Annotated in this window: 15 protein-coding genes and 2 pseudogenes; 8 read left to right on the top strand and 9 right to left on the bottom strand. The window is 63.7% G+C overall.

Going from position 1 to position 18,945, the window contains the following annotated elements:
- Nucleotides 1-94 precede the first annotated feature (94 nt).
- Both AC5Y2L_RS25120 and AC5Y2L_RS25115 read left to right on the top strand, forming a co-directional pair.
- Complete coding sequence (locus AC5Y2L_RS25120) at nt 95-784, top strand: ATP-binding cassette domain-containing protein (RefSeq protein ID WP_499945029.1); 690 nt, start codon at nt 95-97, stop codon at nt 782-784.
- 55 nt (nt 785-839) lie between these two features.
- Nucleotides 840-1,507, top strand: a pseudogene (locus AC5Y2L_RS25115) (NUDIX hydrolase).
- 130 nt (nt 1,508-1,637) lie between these two features.
- Here the strand turns inward: AC5Y2L_RS25115 and AC5Y2L_RS25110 are convergent.
- The 3 genes from AC5Y2L_RS25110 to AC5Y2L_RS25100 all read right to left on the bottom strand — a co-directional run bounded on the left by AC5Y2L_RS25110 (nt 1,638) and on the right by AC5Y2L_RS25100 (nt 6,405).
- A complete protein-coding gene (locus AC5Y2L_RS25110) occupies nt 1,638-2,969 on the bottom strand; it encodes a VTT domain-containing protein (RefSeq protein ID WP_499945026.1) in 1,332 nt (443 codons plus the stop codon).
- Between the two features lie 207 nt (nt 2,970-3,176).
- Nucleotides 3,177-3,719, bottom strand: coding sequence for a Chromate resistance protein ChrB (locus AC5Y2L_RS25105; protein WP_499945023.1), 543 nt, complete (start codon nt 3,717-3,719; stop codon nt 3,177-3,179).
- A gap of 25 nt (nt 3,720-3,744) precedes the next feature.
- The gene (locus tag AC5Y2L_RS25100) at nt 3,745-6,405 is read right to left on the bottom strand and encodes a cation-translocating P-type ATPase (protein ID WP_499945021.1); all 2,661 of its coding nucleotides are present in this window, start codon (nt 6,403-6,405) and stop codon (nt 3,745-3,747) included.
- A 123-nt stretch (nt 6,406-6,528) separates the two neighbouring features.
- On the opposite strand from AC5Y2L_RS25100, the gene AC5Y2L_RS25095 reads away from it, so the two are divergent.
- Nucleotides 6,529-7,590, top strand: coding sequence for a hypothetical protein (locus AC5Y2L_RS25095; protein ID WP_499945019.1), 1,062 nt, complete (start codon nt 6,529-6,531; stop codon nt 7,588-7,590).
- A gap of 656 nt (nt 7,591-8,246) precedes the next feature.
- On the opposite strand, the gene AC5Y2L_RS25090 is transcribed toward AC5Y2L_RS25095, so the two are convergent.
- Nucleotides 8,247-9,230 (bottom strand): FHA domain-containing protein, encoded by a 984-nt coding sequence (locus AC5Y2L_RS25090; protein WP_499945017.1) that lies wholly within the window; start codon nt 9,228-9,230, stop codon nt 8,247-8,249.
- A 97-nt stretch (nt 9,231-9,327) separates the two neighbouring features.
- Between AC5Y2L_RS25090 and AC5Y2L_RS25085 the strand changes: the two are divergent.
- Nucleotides 9,328-9,444 (top strand): annotated as a pseudogene (locus tag AC5Y2L_RS25085) (response regulator); the annotation flags it as partial.
- A 62-nt stretch (nt 9,445-9,506) separates the two neighbouring features.
- Complete coding sequence (locus AC5Y2L_RS25080; protein ID WP_499945143.1) at nt 9,507-9,659, top strand: hypothetical protein; 153 nt, start codon at nt 9,507-9,509, stop codon at nt 9,657-9,659.
- Between the two features lie 29 nt (nt 9,660-9,688).
- Here the strand turns inward: AC5Y2L_RS25080 and AC5Y2L_RS25075 are convergent, their stop codons facing one another.
- Complete coding sequence (locus AC5Y2L_RS25075) at nt 9,689-10,852, bottom strand: fatty acid desaturase family protein (RefSeq protein ID WP_499945014.1); 1,164 nt, start codon at nt 10,850-10,852, stop codon at nt 9,689-9,691.
- Between the two features lie 420 nt (nt 10,853-11,272).
- Here AC5Y2L_RS25075 and AC5Y2L_RS25070 point away from each other — a divergent pair, with 420 nt between their 5' ends.
- Nucleotides 11,273-11,950, top strand: a complete 678-nt coding sequence (locus AC5Y2L_RS25070) for a response regulator transcription factor (protein WP_499945012.1) — start codon at nt 11,273-11,275, stop codon at nt 11,948-11,950.
- On the opposite strand, the gene AC5Y2L_RS25065 is transcribed toward AC5Y2L_RS25070, so the two are convergent.
- Both AC5Y2L_RS25065 and AC5Y2L_RS25060 read right to left on the bottom strand, forming a co-directional pair.
- The gene (locus tag AC5Y2L_RS25065) at nt 11,934-12,050 is read right to left on the bottom strand and encodes a hypothetical protein (RefSeq protein ID WP_499945010.1); all 117 of its coding nucleotides are present in this window, start codon (nt 12,048-12,050) and stop codon (nt 11,934-11,936) included. The two genes, AC5Y2L_RS25070 and AC5Y2L_RS25065, sit on opposite strands and share 17 nt — an antisense overlap.
- On the bottom strand, nt 11,996-12,595 hold the full coding sequence (locus AC5Y2L_RS25060; RefSeq protein ID WP_499945008.1) for a sensor histidine kinase: 600 nt from the start codon (nt 12,593-12,595) through the stop codon (nt 11,996-11,998). The genes AC5Y2L_RS25065 and AC5Y2L_RS25060 overlap by 55 nt, the downstream gene beginning before the upstream one ends.
- 759 nt (nt 12,596-13,354) lie before the next feature.
- Here AC5Y2L_RS25060 and AC5Y2L_RS25055 point away from each other — a divergent pair.
- Together AC5Y2L_RS25055 and phoU are read left to right on the top strand one after the other, a co-directional pair.
- Complete coding sequence (locus tag AC5Y2L_RS25055) at nt 13,355-13,600, top strand: hypothetical protein (protein ID WP_499945006.1); 246 nt, start codon at nt 13,355-13,357, stop codon at nt 13,598-13,600.
- 465 nt (nt 13,601-14,065) lie between these two features.
- Complete coding sequence (phoU, locus tag AC5Y2L_RS25050) at nt 14,066-14,767, top strand: phosphate signaling complex protein PhoU (protein ID WP_499945004.1); 702 nt, start codon at nt 14,066-14,068, stop codon at nt 14,765-14,767.
- Nucleotides 14,768-15,857: 1,090 nt separating this feature from the next.
- Here the strand turns inward: phoU and AC5Y2L_RS25045 are convergent.
- Both AC5Y2L_RS25045 and AC5Y2L_RS25040 read right to left on the bottom strand, forming a co-directional pair.
- On the bottom strand, nt 15,858-17,528 hold the full coding sequence (locus AC5Y2L_RS25045; RefSeq protein ID WP_499945001.1) for an NRAMP family divalent metal transporter: 1,671 nt from the start codon (nt 17,526-17,528) through the stop codon (nt 15,858-15,860).
- Nucleotides 17,525-18,877, bottom strand: a complete 1,353-nt coding sequence (locus AC5Y2L_RS25040) for a magnesium transporter MgtE N-terminal domain-containing protein (RefSeq protein WP_499944999.1) — start codon at nt 18,875-18,877, stop codon at nt 17,525-17,527. Before AC5Y2L_RS25040 ends, AC5Y2L_RS25045 begins: the two co-directional genes overlap by 4 nt.
- Between the last annotated feature and the right edge of the window lie 68 nt (nt 18,878-18,945).

The following is an 18,945-nucleotide window of genomic DNA, read 5'->3' as shown; positions in this document are numbered from 1 at the left end:
CAGTGTATCGACGTCGATCACGCATGGGTCGAGTTTCCGATCTTCGACGCCAAAACCCGCTCCTTCAAGCACACAGTGCTCGGCAAGGCTGGCGGTGCCATCGGCCGCAACACCTCGACCTCGTCGTGATCGAAGCACTACGCGACATTACCCTGTCACTCACGTGGGCGACCGAGTAGGTCTGGTGGGACACAACGTAGCCGGCAAGTCGACACTGTTACGGCTGCTGTCCGGCATCTACGAGCCGACAGCGGGCACCGCCGGTAAAGGGCAAAGTAGGCCCCATCTTCGACCTCGGCGTCGGCATGGACCCCGAAACGTCCGGCTACGAGAACATCATCATCCGTGGGCTGTTCCACGGCGAAACGCACAAGGCAATACAGTCTTAAGTCGACGAAATCGTCGCGTTCGCCGGGCTCGGCGACTACCTTTCGATGCCGCTGCGCACGCATTCCATGGGATTGCGGGTCCGGCTCGCGCTGGGCGCCGTAACCAGCATCGAACCGGAGATACTTCTACTGGACGAGGCCATCGGCTCAGTCGACGCGGAGTTTTTGAGAAAGGCCGTCACACGGCTGCAGAGCCTCATCCAGCGCTCCGGCATCCTGATGTTCGCCAGTCATTCCAAGGAGTTCCTCGCCCGGCTTTGCAGGACTGCGATCTGGATCGACCGCGGCCAAATCTAGACGATGAGCGTGTCGAGGAGGTGGTACTGGCTTACGAAGGCGAAGAGACCGCTCATTACGTCGCCGACCTCTTGGCGGAAGCAACGCCTCGTGACTGAGCCGTAGCGTGATGAAGGCAAGCTTCGGAAGCGCCGTGGCAGACGCCGTTCGCGAGTGGATGCGTCGGGCGACAACATCGGCGGCCAGCCCTCGCGCCTTCGGACCCTGCATGGATTCTCCGCTGGCGGGCTCGTCGTCGATTGCCTCGACGCGACATGCAGATGGCTGTCGTGATCGGCGCATTCGATCGTCGAGGCCGCATTCGATGGTTTTTGCCCAGGCCACATCGAGGTTGGTGAAAGGGCCGAAGAGACTGCAGTAAGGGAGATCGCGGAAGAAACCGGAGTTCGCGCCGATGTCCTCGCTGCGCTGGGCCGTATCGAGTACCGGTTCGGCGCGGAAGCCCACCTGGTGCACAAGACAGTGCATCATTACCTGCTGCGTTTTCGGGATGGCGAACTCACGGCCGGTAACGCCCATGAAGTCGCAGACATGGCAGGGGCACCGATCGATGAGCTGCCTTCCAGGCTGGCTCACGGTGACGAACGCCGCCTTGCGAAGAAGGCCGCGGACCTGATTACCACACTGCGCGAGCACGGGCAGGTAGCGCTGCCACCGTTGCCGCCCAGCTCGCCGCGGCCCAGCCACAGACGCACTCGATCGCCCGACACAACAGCAATCCGGGCATCACATACGGAGGTATCAACTGTCGATCAGCGGTCAACGTCGACCACATTGAAGGAGATGGCGCGAGCAGGCGGCCGCAGCAGCACACCCGGTAAGATTCTGAGACCCACCCGACCGGTCGCACGTGAATTGGCCACGATCCTGCTGAATGCGAAATATTATGGGACACAATCGGAAACACCTTCGATGGCTGAAAACTGCGTGTATCCGCGCGCCACAACCGCATCAGTCGACGTTGTCAACCGTATCGAGTTCTTCACTTAGTCTGTGACGCTTACCGGCCGCTACGGTATGGCTGCGCAACAACGATAACGCGGCGACGGCCAGGGTGAGCAGCAAGCCGCCGAGGGACCAGCCGGCGACAACGTCGGTGGGCCAGTTAGTGCCGAGGTAGGCTCGCGTAGCGCCAGCGATGGCGGCGATCACGACGGCAGCTGTGACGGTCATGACTCGCTGGCCGCGGCTGCGCAACCAAGGCCAGACCAGGGTGACCACCAACCCCCAAGCCAGGACCGACGTTGCCGCATGGCATGAGGGGAAGCAGCGGCCGTAAGCGCTTGTCAGCCAGTCAAATTGCGGTGGACGCTGCCGGTCAATAAGCACCGACACCCCGGCGCAGATGAATTGCCCGCCGATTAGTGCCGGCAGAGCCAGGGCGGCTGCCCAGTCATGCTTGCGCCAGATGACCAACACCACGGCGATAACAAGCAGCAGATAGGCGACAGCGCTGCTGCCCAGATAGGTCAGGACGCGGGAGAGGCCGGAGAGGGCGGCCAGGCGATGGTCGACCAGGAGTTGGTGCCAATGCGGGTCTTCCTGCGCTACTTCCTCATGTCCGACAACGTCTTCGGTAACGCCGCCGAACAACCAGCCGGTTGCTCCCGAGGCCGCGACGGCCAACGTGAGTGAAAGCCCGGTCCAGCGCTCGGTTGACAGTCGCGCGTCGATCAGCGGCGCCACCCGGGGGTGTCGGCGCAGGTGAACCAACAGGTAACCGCCGATGATCAAGGCGAGTACGCCAATGCTGAATATGCTCATCCGCTGTTCGGCGGCGTGGTAGCTCTTCCCGGCGACGTATCCCACAGCGGACGCTGCCATAGCCCAGGCGATGCCGCCGATGGCGTTGAATACGAGAAATGTCGGATACGGTAGCCGGCTGATTCCTGCCATGCCGGGCACCAGCACCCGGAGTGCTGCGGTGAACCGCCCGATTAAGACGGCCGCACCTGCGCGGCGTCGCAGCAACGCGCTGGTGCGTTCGACGTGTTCGGGCTTGACCAGCCGTTTGGGCAGCCGGTTGAGCAGGCGCTGTCCGTAGCGCTTCCCGATCTCGTAACCGACACTATCGCCGATGATCGCGCCCCCCGAGGCCACGAGCATCACCAGCCAAAGCGGCAGAGCGCCTTGGCTGGCCACAACGCCCGCAATGAGCACCGCGGTTTCGCCGGGAAAGACGATTCCGACGAACGCCGACGATTCCAGCAGCGGAAGCAAAAAGGCGGCGCCCAGGACCACGCCGGCGGGCAGCTTGACGAGCCAGTTAATGACCTGATCCATCCCGCCTCTACCTGTCCTCTGAGTCTGTCGTCATACACCATCACCAGGGCTGCGGACCGCGACGGGCCAGTGGGAGCAACACCATCAAAGCGACAGTGTGGGCGGCCGCGGTGAAGACGATCACAGCGGTGATGCTGGTCGGCAAGCGTACCCGCCGTGTCTGGCCGCTCAGCGCGATCTGCAACGTATCCGCATCAACACAAGGGGTCAGGGTGCGTCGGTGTCGGCGGCATAAACGGCTTCGGCGAACCCGTCGAGAGCGTGGCCGCACTCCTCAAGGGCTTTCGCGGCCGTCTCGCGGCCGGCAGCGCCGAGGCGGTCGCGGGCGGCGACCTTGTCGAACCAGCGGCGCAGCTTAGCTAGGTCCTCGTCGTTTTCCTCCAACTCCCCGTAGGAGAAGTGGGCGGCGGTGGTCTCCATGTCGATCTCGGCAAGAAAACCTTGGCAGCGCTCGACGATTTCGGCGTATTCGTCGTCGCGTGCGGCATTGTAGGCGTCGGTCAAGTCGCGACCGCCGACTAGAGGGTCGGCGCATAGGAGTTGGGCGGTAGCGCCGTCCATTTGGGCGATCTCCGCCCGCAGTGCGCGTAGCGCCCGCTCGGCGGTGGGGTCTTCAGGCACGGCAGCCACCGCGTTCTGCACATAGATCGCGCCGAGCGCCTTCAACGCCCGCCACACCCCGGCACGCAGCCGGCTCGGCTCACTGGGAATGCGGTAGGCCAACAGCAGCCACCTCACTGACTCGCTCACCGGACCGATTCTGCCCTGCGCACCGTCAAACCTCGACGACCTCGCGCGTGCTGGTGGGGGTAGTGCGCCCGGCAGTAGCGGCGGCTATTGTTCGGCGAGCCCCGATCCACTTTGCCGCCTCGTTCCAGAGGGTTCCGGTGGCCGCAGTGCCGATCACGAGGGCCCAGTCGAGGCCATGCAGGGTTGTGGTGTACGTAAAGGTTTGGGCCGCGGGGAGCACCGCAATCAGTACAAGCACGATCGCGACCCCAAGCCCCCATCCTGCGATCACCCGATTCGACATCAGCCCGACCCGAAGCAGCGGTTGATGTGAGCGCATGGTGAGGGCCAGCAGCACGTGTCCGATCAGCCAGGTGCAAAACGCAACTGTTTGGGCCCGTACGGCGCTGTGTGAGCCATACCAGGTGATCAAGTAAGCGACGGTGACGGCGCCGAATAGCCCGAGCGCGCCGGTGAAGATCGACTGGATCGTGTGCCGATTGAGGACGCGTTCGTGCGGGTCGCGCGGCGGGCGGCGCATGACGTCGTACTCCGGGGGCTCGGCCACGAACCCGGCCGAGGCCGCGAGATCCATGAGCAGCTCAATGAGGATGATCTGCATCGGCACGAACGGGAGCGGGATGGCCAGCAGAACAGCCAGCAGGCAAGAGACCACCAGGGCGATCTTGCAGGCCAGGTAGTAGCGGATGCCCTTCTCTAGATTGGCGAACAGCCCACGGCACTGCCGAATTGAGCGCTCCAGTGTCGCGAAGCTGTCGTCCATCAGCACCATGTCGGCGGCCTGCCGGGCCACGTCGGTGCCCGTCTGTCCCATGGCCACGCCTACCTGCGCGGCCGCCAGGGCTGGCGCATCGTTGATGCCGTCGCCGGTCACCGCCACGTGGTGACCCTTTTCGGTCAGGGCGCGCACGATCCTTAACTTCTGCTCGGGGGTGGTGCGCGCGAAGACCGAGTGCTGATCGACGGTCTGTCGAAATGCGGTGGCGCCAAGCGTCTGCAGGTCCTGGCCGGTAAGGACACCATCGCTGGTGGGAAAGCCGAGCTCGCCGGCGATGGCGCCGACCGTTTCCGGGTGATCGCCGGACACGATCACGGTGCGGATGCCAGCCGCGCGACAGGAGGCGATTGCCTCGGGCACATCCGCACGCAGCGGGTCCTGCATCCCTACCAAACCCAGAAAAGTCAACTTGGCCTCCGCCTCGGCTTGGCTGAGGCTGGAAGCGTTGCTTTCCTTCTCCGCCAGCGCCACAACGCGCAACCCCCCGCTGCCCGTGAGGGTCCTTAAGACCGCTGCGCGCCGCTTATTCGTCAGCGGCTTGGCTTCGTCGCCGACGAGCACCGTGGTGCACACGTCGAGTACCGACTCCGGGGCGCCCTTGACAGTCACCCATAGACGGCGACCACGCCTGACCGTTACCGACATTCGCTGGCGCGCCGAATCGAAGCTGTACTCGTCGACCAGCGAGTGCGCGGTGCGAAGGGCATCCACGTCGATTCCATGGGCTTGCGCCGCCTCGACCAGCGCCCGATCGAGCGGGTCACCGGCCGCGCCGAGCCCGTCAAGGGCGACGTCGTTGCACACGACCCCGACGGTGAGAAGTCGGGTTGTCTGAGTGGCGGGCCAGAACTTGGTCGCCCGCATCCTGTTCTCCGTGAGAGTCCCGGTCTTGTCGGTGGCGATGACCGACACGGCACCCAGCATCTCCACGGCCCGGTGGCGCCGCATGATGGCTCCTTGTCTGGAGAGCCAATAGCCGCCGAACGCGAGGATCAGGGTGATGATCACCGGCAGCTCCTCTGGGACGCTGGCGAAGAGCAGCGCGAACCCTGTCACGATCATCTCCACGAGCGGCTGACCGGTCAGCCACCCGATCAACGGGATCCCGGCGCTGAACCCGGCGGCGACCCAGATCATCCAGCGCGCCAGCTGGTTAAGCGCCTCCTGAAGCGGGGTTGGACCCTCTTCTGCCTGCTCAGCTAGCTCGGCGATGCGGCCCAGCTCCATGTGTTTACCGGTTGCGGTCACCACCGCCGTGCCACGACCACGAAGCACCGTCGTGCCGGCGAACACCATGTTGAGTTGCTCTGCCAGCGGAACTGCGGCAGGCAGGACCATGTCTGCGCTCTTATTGACGCCGATCGACTCGCCGGTCAGCGCGGACTCATCTAGCAAGAGGCTGTGGTCCTCCACTAGCCGCGCATCTGCGGCGACGCGGCGGCCGGCCTCTAGCAGCATCACATCGCCAGGGACCACCTCGGAAGCGACCACTTGCACCGGCCGTCCGTCGCGTCGCACGAGCGCCTGCGGCTCGGCGACCGCATGCAAGGCAGCGATCGCATCATCGGCTCGGCGCTCGTTAAGGACCTCGATCATTGCAATCGCCAGCACGATGGCCCACACAAACCCCGCCTCGACCAGCCGTCCAAAGAGCACGTAGAGCACCCCCACGCCGAGCAACAGCAGAAGCATCGGTTCGGACACTTCCTCGACAAAGTCTCGCCAAAAGGGCTTCCGTCGCTCCTCCCGGAGGCGGTTGGGCCCGTACTGGGTCAAGCGCGTACTTGCTTCAGAGGCACTGAGACCCAGGTCAACCCGCACACCCGCGCGGTCCTCGACGGCCGATACCGGCAGGCTGTGCCACGACGTCATCGCGCTCGCCGCTGTATCTTGTTGCGCATTCGTCACGACAGTATAGTAACAGCTGTTAGACTGTTCGTGAGTCGCCTGTCTCGTCTTGCAGCAATCAGGGCATCTGGATTGCATGCATCTGAGATTCGCTGGTCTGCACGTCGGAGCGAAGGAACAGACATGAGCTCATTGCGCGAGGTACTGGATCTCGTGGACGCGGTGGCCGAGCGTCCCTTCCAGCTCACAGGCAGCTATCCGAGGGTCCACACCAATCGCCTGGGTCCTCTCGCGACGAGGGCGTTGCAGCGCCGTTTCGCGAACGGATACCGACTGCCCGAAAAGCCCCAGCCTTCGATGGGGGGTGTGCGGCCGGTCTCCGGCCGGCAATCACGAAGGGTTCGGTTATCCGACCACGCGCCCTGGAAAAAAGACGCTTCGTTTGTGCGCCTGCGACCGTTTGGTCGGCTGGTGCCACTTGCCGACGTGACGACGTTGGCCGTGGTAATGGTGGCCGCGGCGGCGCTGATCCGTGTAATCGGCGCCCACTGGGCGGTGTCGACCGCGGCGGACACGTACATGCTGTCGTGCTTCTGCGCATACGCGGTGCTGTACTTCGGCGGTATCACCGCGGGCCGGCAGACGATCAAACGCGCCGCGGGTTACCGATGGAGCAGAGACGCTGTCGAATATGTGCCGTGGGCCGACAGTCCGGCCAGGTACTCAGCCGGGCCGGATCTTGCGATTATCGCTGTGGCAGAAGCGATCTGCGCTGACATCCAGTGCTGCGCAGTCACTTTGAACGATTGGCAGCCCGCTCTCGATGTTGACCACGAGCTGCATGAGATCGCCTGGAGCGTCGCAGGTTTGTTGCAGCTACGCCAATGCGACGCCCAGGAAATCCTGCAGACACGCGCCGAACGTACCAAGCTGCTCGAAGAATGCCGTACCGCCGTGTTGTCACGCGTTGCCGCCCTCTACAACTATCACCTCGCACTGCAGCGGACCCGACGAGACGCCGAGGAACTACGGGCACGGCGCCGCGCGAACACCTCGACCACCGCTGACGTGGCGGTTGCAGCTGCCGGCGAATTCCTCAACCGGCAAGCAGCCGCCCGTATCGCTTACCTGACCGCGGACCTGAATACCACACGCGTGATTTCCACTCACCTGATTTCGGCCGGCCTGAGCACAACCATGGCGGAAGGGGGCAAGGAGCCCTCGGCGGGCTCAGAGCGCCGCTGATGGCGCGAGGCCGGTCGCGACGTGTAGCTCGCGACACGGTGCCGCCAACGTAGCTGCGGTGACCATCTGCGTCGCTGGTGCGGAAGCGGCTGTCCGGTTCGCCGGCGCCGATGCGATCGCCGCGTTGTTGGTGGCCGCATTAGATGACCCGGGGGCCGGTCCCCCGGGTCCAGGCCCCCATACCTCGCCCAAAAATCGTGACAAATCCTGTGAATTAAGCTGTCTCATTCAAGAAAGGATGTCGATCAGATCTCTGTTTCAGATACGCGGGTGCATATCGGAATCAGCCGGTGTTAATGCGGCCAACCGAGCTGAGGAACTCAACCGTCGGGGAGCCGATTTTGCAGCTCGTCGGCCTTTCGCAGCGAGGATGTCGACCTGGCCGCCGAGGTACATGACCGAGCACGGTCGCTTGGTGTACTGGGAGACAGCATTGCATGAAGCTGCGCCAAGGAACACAGTCAAGCCGATGCTTTAAGCGACCGCGTTCATGCAAGCGTTGCGGGCATAGGCTCCAGCCCATGTCCAACGCCCTGGGCTTGCGCATCGTCGCCATTCTGCGCGTTCGAAAGTCTCGTCCTGCACTGGCCGACGGACGCCTTTGCGCCGGCCAAGCCGTCGCTCGGTCGGTGACGACATGCCCGACTCAACTGGGGTCAGCGCCAGTGCGAGGGCGGTGCACCCGCTGGCGGGCGCGGGTGCGGTACCAGAGTGTTGCCCCACACTATGAAACCGGTGTTGCCGACGGTGACGTTGTCACCGTCGCGCAACAGGGCACGAGTGATCGATACGCCGTTGACGAATGTGCCGTTGCGGCTGTTTACGTCGCGGATCTCGAGACCCGCGGGGTTCGGCAGCAGCACCGCGTGCATGCGCGATACCCGTGCATCGTCGACGACGAGGTCGTTGGTCGTGGCGCGACCGACTGTCCCCCTGAGGAAGGGCGGTGGTGGCGAGAGTCGCATCGTGTCGCCGACCCGTTCGGAGTCCGGTTCGCCGCGACGCGGCTCGATCAACGCGAATCGGGTCTTGCTGGCCGTTTGACAGCTCGGCGTGCACGTCGAGGTGGGTATGCGCTCCGGCCTGGCCAGGTTGCAGGGGGTGGACGGTCCGGTAAAGGTACCGACCCGGAAAGTCAACCGCGGTCCGTGCGGACTACCGAGCGTGATGTTGTGCCGGTCGCGGACGATGAATGCGCGGACGCGACTACCGCCGACGAAAACGCCGTTCCGGCTGGTGTCGATAACCTGCCACTGCGTGCCGTCGAATCGCAAGATCGCATGCCTGCGCGATATCAGTTCGCGGGCCGGGCCGCCGCACAGACAGATGTCGCAATCGCGGTCGCGGCCCACGGTGACGTCACCGGCGCGGAAGGTGTACATCTCCGCGCCGAGCCAGACAGTCAGCCGCGATGGGCTGACCTCGCTCACGTTTCTCAGGCCACGCGGCGTGCTGCGGTGATGGGGCACTGTCATTCGGCGCATATGCCCGAGTTCGGTCGAACTATCGGTGCGGCCGACGTGATGCATGCGAGAGCGGTGTCGCTGTGCCCGTACCTCAGCTGCGGCCAGCGATGCCGCGGCCGCGGTGATGCCGGCGGGTGCTTCCTGCTCTTGTAGTGCGGCTCGAACATCGGTCATGAACACAGCTTTGCGGCTGGCGGCTGTGGGGACGCTGAGACCCCGTCGAGGCTTCATCCTCTTCTGGACATCAGCAACAGCCCGGAGGTGAGGTGGCGTGCGCGTGCTGGTCGAGGACGAAGCCCGGCTCGCCGAGACGGTGCGTGGTGGGCTGGCCGCTGAAGGATTCGTTGTCGACATTGAGCACGACGGCCTGCACGCATTGGCGGCCGCCTCGAGCGATCTCGCCGAAGCCGACGCCGCGGTCAAGCCTTTAACGGTCATATCGGGAGACGAATGGGCCGCCGCGACATTCTGGTGGTGCGGCTGCGCACGTTGCTGGCCAAGACTCGCCGCGACGATCCGGCCTACCAAGAGGTTCCGCATCGTTACCGCGCGCTGGCCGAATCGCTGGACTTCGCGGGCCATTGCACTGGGTCAAAGCGATGACTGTCTAGGGCCAGTTCAGTGCCCTGAGGCTAGGCGGCTGGGCTTCCGAAGACGGCACGGGTGAGGTTGGCAGGCGACAATGCCCCAGTCGCCATTGTCGCCTTGCGTGCGAAGTCGTTGGGCAGCGACAGCCTGAAGACCTTCTTCCACGCCGATGCAACCTGTTTGTGCAACGGACCGCTGGTATAGGTGAGCCCATACCGCTCGAATAGGTCCTGCACCTTCGGCGCTATCTCCTGGTAGCGGTTGCTGGGCAGATCAGGGAAAAGGTGGTGCTCAATCTGGAACGACAGGTTACCGGTCATGAGGTGCATCAGCGGACTGCCACTGATGTTGGCCGAGCCGAGCATCTGCCGCAGATACCACTGACCGCGCGTCTCACCGACGATAGAGGCCTTCTCGTAGGTCTGCACGCCCTCGGGAAAGTGCCCGCACATGATCACCGAGTGTGTCCACAGGTTACGCACCAGATTCGCCGTGAAATTTGCGGTTAACGTGCTGAGGGCCGATGGACCCGACAGCAACGGGTGCAGCACATAGTCTTTGCGTACCTGCTTCCCGACCTTGGCGAGCACCTCCTTAGCTTGGCGCCGGAGCACGTCCTTATCGGCCTTGCCCTTCAGATAAGGGCCGATCTGCAGGTCGTAGATGGCGATTCCGTACTGGAAGATGCAGGCGTTGGCGAGATTGGTCAGCGGCTGGACCAGATAGACCGGATTCCAAGGCTGATCCTCGTCGACCCGCATCACCCGGAAGCCGAGATCGTCGTCCTTGCCCAGCACATTGGTCCAGGTATGGTGCAACTCGTTGTGCGAGTGCTTCCACAGTCTCGACGGACAGGCATGGTCCCACTCCCAGGTGGTCGAGTGGATCTTGGGATCGCGCATCCAGTCCCATTGACCATGCATAACGTTGTGGCCGAGCTCCATGTTCTCCACGATCTTAGAGACCGACAACCCGGCGGTGCCAAGGACCCAGGCCGGCGGCAACAACGAAAACAGCAGCAACGCGCGGCTGCTCAATTCGAGCTTGCGCTGCCCGTAAATGACCGTGCGGATATAGGTGGCATCGCGCTCGCCCCGGCTGGCGATCACCTCGGCCCGGATGGCGTCGAGTTCGACGCCGATGTCCTCGACGTCCCGCGCGCTCAGATGCGCGGTCGGATCGTCGCGGTTTGGTTGGATAGCAGTCATTTGAGTTGTCTTTCTTAAGGTTCGATGTCGCAGGCGCCGGCCGCCGCGGAGATGCAGGCCTGGATCTGGATTCCGTCACCCACTGCGACGGTGGGTGATCTCCCCAGTGCGCAGATCACGATTACTGTCCCGTCGCAAAGGTGCAAAACAGCCGTACCCAAATGCCCATCCGGCAACCCAGAGGGCATCAGCACTCCGGAGGCCTCGCCGGCATCGAGCAGGGAAGAAAAATGCGACGACGATGAACGCGGCCGGCGATGCCGCCGTGGCGGTGATGCCGCGCGATTGCTTCCTGCTCTGGTAGTGCGGCTCGAATATTAGTCATGAGAACAGCCTTGCCGCTGGCAGCTGTGGGAACGCTGAGACCCGTCGGGGCGTCTGCTCTACTGGACATCAGCAACAGACCACAGGAGGGTTGTCGTGCGCGTATTGCTCGTCGAGGACGAAGCCCGGCTCGCCGAGACGGTGCGCCGTGGGCTAGCCGCTGAAGGATTCGTTGTCGACGTCGAGCACGACGGCCTGCACGGATTGGCTGCCGCCTCGACCGCAGAATTCGACGTGGTGGTGCTCGACATCATGCTGCCCGGACTAAGCGGCTATCAGATAGTGCGGGAGATGCGGACGCGTCAGGTGTGGACACCGGTGCTGATGCTGTCTGCCAAGGACGGTGAATACGATCAGGCCGACGCGTTCGACATCGGCGCCGATGACTACCTGACCAAACCGTTCTCATTCGTGGTCCTGGTGGCCCGTCTACGGGCTCTGTTGCGCCGTGGGGCCCCCGAACGCCCAACCGTGCTGAGCGCGGGCACCCTGGCATTGGATCCGGCTCAGCGACGGGTAACCCGCGACCAGACGGTGCTGGACCTGACTCCCCGTGAATACGGGTTGCTGCAATTCCTGTTGCGCCACAAGCGAGATGTGGTCAGCAAGTCAGAAATCCTGCGCTCGGTTTGGGATTCACACTACGAGGGCGATGACAACGTCGTGGAAATCTACATCGGCTATCTGCGGCGCAAAATCGACACTCCATTCGGGCTGGCCACCATCGAAACCGTGCGCGGCGCCGGTTACCGGCTGCTCACCGATCCCTGCTAGTTGCGTCCGAATCATGCTGACGCAGGGGCAATGTCAGAGTGAACATCACACCACCTTGGGCAGCATCGGCGATAGTGACAGCACCGCGGTGAGCGCGCACGACCTCTGCCACGATGGACAGGCCCAAACCGGATCCGCCGGAAACCGGGCGCTGGTGGGATCGAGGCGAACGAACCGTTCGAAGATGCGTCCCCGCTCCTGCGTCGGGATGCCGGGCCCGTCATCGGCGATCGTGATCACGGCGTGCGCAGCGTCGCAGTGGCAGTCCAAATCGACCGTACTCGCGGCGTGCCGCGCGGCGTTGTCGACCAAATTGCGGATCACCTGGGCCAAGGCGGCGCGGTCGCCAACGGTGCGGCATGCCTCGACGCGGGTGACGATGTGCACCGACCCGAGGGCGCCTAGCCGGTTCGCTTCGGCCAGCAGCAGATCGTCGAGGTCGACGTCGTCGTGACGCAGGTCCAGATTCTCGATCAGCTGGTGCATGCGGCGGGCTTCAGGCAGCAGAGATTCGTCGATCAACTGGTTGTCCATGAGTTCGGGCGGGCTCAGCGGCACCGCGAGGGTGCTCGTGATGGTGGCGCTCTCTCGGTCGGGCTGAAAGTGTCTGGTTTCACGACGTAGTTGGCAGCCGTCTCGCGACATAGTTGACACCCTCTGCAAGTCGGAAGGTCAGCCACGTCGAAGGCGCAGCTCATCGTCACCGCCGTCGTGCTAGAGGGACGCAGCAAAAGCGAAGTTGCCCGTGATTATGATGTCTTCCGCTACTGGGTCCAGCAGCTGGTCAAGCGCTAGCTAATTTCGCAAATTAACTTCACGAATTACATTTAAACACAACGATATTGAGGGTGATCATGGCAGCAGGGGCAAGGCACGCGACATCGCAATAACGAGGGCTCTCACTGCGATTGCACTGCGCCAATGCGGCTTACCAGGAATGACACCGTCAGCGGCCGGATCAAAGTGTCGCAGATCTGCGTTGCCTTAGAACACGCTTCGGCACAACAAGGCTGAACGACGAGAAGCGGACTGCACCAAATCGGAGCCTTGCGAGGCCCTGTCGAAATAGCCGTAGGGAAAGAGATCTCGGGACTACCGAGACGCGGACCGGTCTGGCCAGGCTACGTGGCGCTGGCCAGGCTTACGAACAACCCGCGGGCCCCCTCAGCCAGCCAGCTGCCGCTACGTTGCCGAACAAACTGACTGCGGTGCCGGTGGGTGATCGTCGCGGGAATCTGTCGTTGATTCAGACGATGACTCTTGCGTCTTCTGATTACGGAGTAGAGAACGGCGGCAGCCTGAGATGGCGCTGGTACCGTTTAGTCACCAACGGGCGGTGCGGTTGGACGGGGTAAGGTGCGACGACTTAACTCCAAGCACTGCGGACGCACCCACAATCTCGGCATGCAAGAACCGATATCGCAACGCGTTGAGGAGTTGATTGACCTCCTCGATATCTGCTTTCCACTTCCTAAGCTCTACGTCCGGTTGCTGCTCCTTGCTGCCGGGCCCCACCTGATGAGGCGTCGCAAGTTTCTCGACGAGAACATGCTGCAATCGGTGAAGCTCAGCTTGCAGAGTGGTCACGAAGAGCCGTGCCTGTGCCACCTCGGCAGGGTTTACCGGGGCCGCCACGACCTGATCTACTGAGCGGATGTGGCGCCCGTAAGGGGGCTTCGTCAATGAGGGGCCGTTCTGGCGTCCTGGGGGCCGCGCGCCCGTGGGGCCCCTGTCGCTTACGGTTTGATGGGGCGAAGCCACCGGCCCCCACTGCGAGCGATAAACCATGTGAATCTCCCTCAGCCCGTTGTTATTGGTGCCCGCGCCGGGTAACAGCCATGCTCGACACCATGGCTACCCGCCGCGTCGCAGTACGGTGGGGAGCTATCGCGGCTGTTGCTAAACCGTGATGCCGTCCACACGCTAGAACCATCCAGAAATGACTGTCAAGTGAACAATAGAAGAACCAGCTCGCTGCCGTTCGGACACGATTAACCGATGCCGCCGACACTATTTGCTAGTAGCCGCAACGACATTCGGAATGCATGGCATCGTCACGCAACGTTCATTTGACATGTCATCTATTTCCATGTCGGAGGAACGTAGACTCACGACATGCGAACTGCTTACCAAGAGCAACTTTCCGAGTTATCCGCGCACTTGGGTGAGATGTGCGGGCTAGCCGGGATCGCGATGGAACGCGCGACGCAGGCCCTGCTGCAGGCTGATCTGGTGCTGGCCGAGGAAGTATTCACCGATCACGACCAGATCGCGACATTGGGTGCGCTCGTGGAGGAAAGCTCTTTCGGTTTGTTGGCGTTACAAAAGCCGGTCGGCGTAGGCCTGCGCGCGACTGTGAGCGCTATCCAGATGGTAGCCGACATCGACCGGATGGGCAGCCTTGCCATGCATGTTGCCAGGACCGCCCGCCGTCGCCATCCTCAGCACACGCTTCCGGACGAGGTCGCTGGATATTTCGCCGAAATGGGCAGAGTCGCAGTTGAATTGGGCAACAGAGCGCAGGAGGTGCTGCTCACCTGCAATCCGAGGATGGCCGCCCGAATCCGCGAAGAAGACGATGCGATGGATGAGCTACACCGACATTTGTTCACCGTGCTGATGGATCGCGATTGGACGCATGGCGTGGTGGCCGCCGTCGACGTGGCGCTGCTGGGCCGGTTCTACGAGCGCTTTGCCGATCACGCGGTCGAAGTGGCGCGCCGCGTTATTTTTCAGGCGACTGGAGAGTTCCCCCAACAGCACGCCATGCCGACGCTTCGGCTCGCGGACGAGCGCGTTATCCGAAGCAGCCCATAGCCTCGGCCTGGACCACGGCGCGGGTGATGCACGCCGGGAAATACCGGTTCCACCTGAAAGCAGCCAACGAACCGATCGTCGCCAGCAGCCAGGTGGGTTGCGGTGGTGGCCTTGGTCGCCGCCCTCACGACGCACGACGACAATGCCGCACCCGGCCGGGATCGGCGACGTCGACCGCACCGGCGTCGCGGGTGGCGCCGTTCAAACGCCCCAGTGATCTGGGTGCCAACTGCCAGTACCCGTCGACACGCGTGGGCCGGACAGCAAGTCGGCCAAGCCGCGGCGATCGGGCAAGGTGTCCTACCACCCCGGGTGGAGGTGCATGCGAACATCGTGACCGACCATGGCGAGATCAGCTTGAGCCTCGACAACGGCAAGTCGGCGTGCACGGTGAACAGTTTCCTCAGCTTGGCGCAGCAGGGATTCTTCGACCGCACGCAGTGCCTCCGGCTGACACCTCGCCAACGCTCCGCACCCTGCTATGCGGCGCCCCCAACAGCGACCGCACCGGTGACCTGGCGATCCGGCGCTACGCCAGCCAGTGCTCTACTCCCGCGGGACGCGGGCGATCTGGAACAAAGCACCGAACACCAACGGCAGCCAGTTCTTCCTGGTTTAACGGGACTCCCAGCTACCACCGCAGTACACGCTTTTCCGGCAGGATCGACGAGACGGGCCTGCCCATCATCGACAACGTGGCCAAACCCGGCGTGGTCGGGGCCGTCAGGACGGGAATCGCGGTTACCCGGTCACGATCAAGTCGATGCGCATGGAATGACGATCGCCCTTTGAGAGCCAGGGCCTCAAAGTCGGCGAAAGTGTTAAGCATCGGCTGACACCAGGTGAGTGCAGCCTCGACGCGACTGTGCGGGGCCGGCGGCCGAGTCCAACGCGCGCGGCTGCCGGACCCTGTCCGGTGCCGAGCCCGCGGTTGCGCAGCTCGGCGAGTCCGTTGGGCGATGGTTGTGACCGCGCGCCGAGTATGCGCCTGAGGCCGTCGCTGCTATCTGGCCCGGACCCGGCCGATGGATCCAGCCCGAGGGAAAGCTGTGCTGCCCGAGCCCGGCCTGACCTACGGCCTCCGCCGAGACTAGGCGCTACCGAGTTGGACGGCTTTGACCACCAACAGGATGGCGCCGATGACAAGATAGCCGCGCAAGGCCAGCATGCCCAGCCGAGTCTGCACCGACCAGGTGACCGGCTGCAACAAGGTCAACGGCGGCATCCGCCATGTGGCCTTATCAGGCGTAGCCATCGCGCGGGAGAGCTCTTCGGGCGCCCGTGGTTTGGGCCGCCGTTGACCCGACCACCGCAGCATGCCCAAAGCGACTGCGGCGCAGATGGCCAGACCAACGGTGAGAAGGCCAGCGATTGAGACGACATCGAGGTTGGGGAACAACGTTGTTGTCATCAATATCCCGGACAATAGCAACAGCACGGCGATGATGACACCGGCCACCACGTTGAGCCAGGGACGGTTCACCCACGGGCCCAGGACTTCCCGGTCATTGCACAACAACAACAAGAACACCGTCGCGCTGGGCAGCAGCAGTCCGGCCAGCGCTTGCACGCCGGTGGTGATCAACCCCAACGGTGCGCCGGGGATCAGCACGATCACCGCGGCGACCACGACCATCGCGCTGTAGGACAGATAGAACGGCTTGGCATCAGCGAAGCCGCGGTGCAGCGAGTGTTTGAGCCCGAACACGTCCCCGAACGCATAGCTGGTCGCGAGGGTTACCGCGGCCGCCCCAATGATGGAGCCGTCGAGCAGCACGATCGCAAACACCGACCCGAGGATCGTGTCGTGTTGGCCGAGCAAGTGCGCGAGCACGCCGGCGTCGATAAACGCCCTGCGGCTATGGGTGGCGCGCGCGGCCCAGTCGCCGGTCATGATCAACGCCGCCGCCCCGATCACGACAACGAAGGCGCCCAGAGTGGTGTCGACACGCTCATAGCCGATGAAGCGCGGTGTGATGCGCTTGTCGACGACGTTGGACTGCTGAAAGAACAGCTGCCACGGGGCGACCGTGGTGCCGACCATGGCGATGATCAACAGCACCGCGTCCGAGGTGACTCCGCCGCTCACGCCGGGAACGACGGCGGATTTCGCTGCGTGCCCCCAGTCCGGGTGGGACATCAACAGCATCGGAACTTGCAGCAGTGTGATCGCAATGAAAGCGAGCATCGCGCGTTCCCAGCGCCGGAAACTGCCGGTGGTCATGATGACGATCAGCGCGACCGCGGCCAACGGGACGACCATATATCTGGGGATGCCTAGGTAATCGGCGGCCAGGGTGATGCCGATGAATTCGGTGACGAGGGTAAGGAAGTTCAGGATGAATAGGTCACCGACGGAAAACCAGCCCCAGGCGCGGCCGAACCGTTCGTTGATCAACCGCGCGTGCCCGACCCCGGTGACCGCACCGAGTCGAACCACCATCTCCTGGTTGACAATCAGTACTGGGACCAACAGCACCAGCACCCACAGCAGGCTGTAGCCGTGATTCTGTCCGGCCTGCACGTAGGTGGCGATGCCTCCGGCGTCGTTGTCGCCGACCATCACGATCAAGCCGGGTCCAATGATCGCCAGCAGGGTTGCCAGACGGGCCTTCAGGGTGCCCGGACGGCCGGTATCGCCGAGGCTGACCCGGCCCAAAGCGCCCTCGATGTCACCGATGTGGGCGCTGTCCAAAACTGCGGTGTGCCCCAGCGCCTGCGCTGGCGTGTCGATGTTCGGGCGGTCGTTCAGGGTGGTCATAGCCAGTCACTCCCGTCGCTGCCGATCGGCTTGTGGTCGTTGATCGCGGAAATTTCGTTTGCTGCCCGTACTGGGCGTGGCCCGGGTTCTCGCCGACGCCAGTCGTCGGGGATGGCGGCCTTGAGCACGTCGTCGACGGTGACGACGCCCAGCACCCGATCCGCGTCGTCGACGACCGCGATGGCGTGCAGGTTGTAGTCGGCCATCAACACTGCGACGTCGGCCAGGTCGGCATCGGCGCCTACCCGGATCGGATCCGAATCCATCAGTGTCGCAACTGCATCCGCGGGATGTGCCTGCAGCAACGCGATCACCGACACCGCGCCGGCGAGCCGGCCCTGCTCGTTGAGGACGTACATCTGCAAGAGCGCCTCGGGCTGTACGGCGTGGGCGCAGCCGATGACGGCCAGCGCGGCTCCTGCGGTGGCCCATGTTCGGCAGGAGATGATGTCGACGTTCATCAATCCGCCAGCGCTGTCAGGGTTAAACCCCAACAGGGTGATCACTTTGGTGCGATGCGCTGCCGGCATCAAGTCCAGGACCCGCCCGCGGCGCGACTGGCGCAGGTCGCAGATCGCGTCAGCCGCGTCGTCGGCGCCCATCCGGCTGAGCAAGGCGGCGACGTCGTCATCGGGCATGTCGTCGAGCAGCCGACTGGCTTTGGCCGGGTCGAGTTCCTCGAAAACGTCGGCTTCCAGCTCGGGGTTGCCGCGCACCCAGTCCAGGATTTCTCGGCCCTCGGCGCGGTCGGCGTCTTCGAGCAGGTCGGCGACTTGTGCGGCTTTGAATGCACCCATTCGCCCGGAAACGCGACGCACGGCCATCGTCTGGCCATGCCCGATCAATGGTTCGAACGTCGTCCAGTCCCGGGCATCGTCGCCGCCACGTGCTTTCAGCATTCCGAACAGCCGACGCGGGCGCCGGGTGTCCAGACGCACCGCCACCCAATCCTGTCGGCTGAATTCGAGTTCGACATCGTGGGCGCGCACCAATTCGCCCGCAGCCAGGTCGATCAACCGGTACCCAAGCACGTCGGAGCGCAATAGCACCTCATCGTGGCGGCGTTCGAACCGCTGCAAATCAATCTCTTTGCGCGCCAGCTCCACCCGGCCTGGCTGGAACCGTTCAATGGATCCGCTGCCGACGAACACTCGCCGATCGCCGACTTCGGCTACGACGCCGGTCACCTTCGGATAGGTGCCTGCACCGCGTAGCCGCACGATGATGTCGTCAACACGGCCGACCGCCTCGCCAGACGGAGTCACCACGGGGGCGCGCAACAGCTGCGACAGGCGGATCAACGACATCCTGGCACCGGCATCGCGGGGCCGGGCGACCGGCTTGCTCATGGCCTTCCCTTCTCGCCGCACAGTGTGCGTCGCTGATTGATGTGGCAAGGGCGCGGCAAAACCATTGC

The sequence above is a fragment of the Mycobacterium sp. NGS66 genome, from assembly GCF_059812225.1.
The sequence above is the reverse complement of the archived record's forward strand: the minus strand, read 5'-3'. Positions and strand labels throughout refer to the sequence as shown.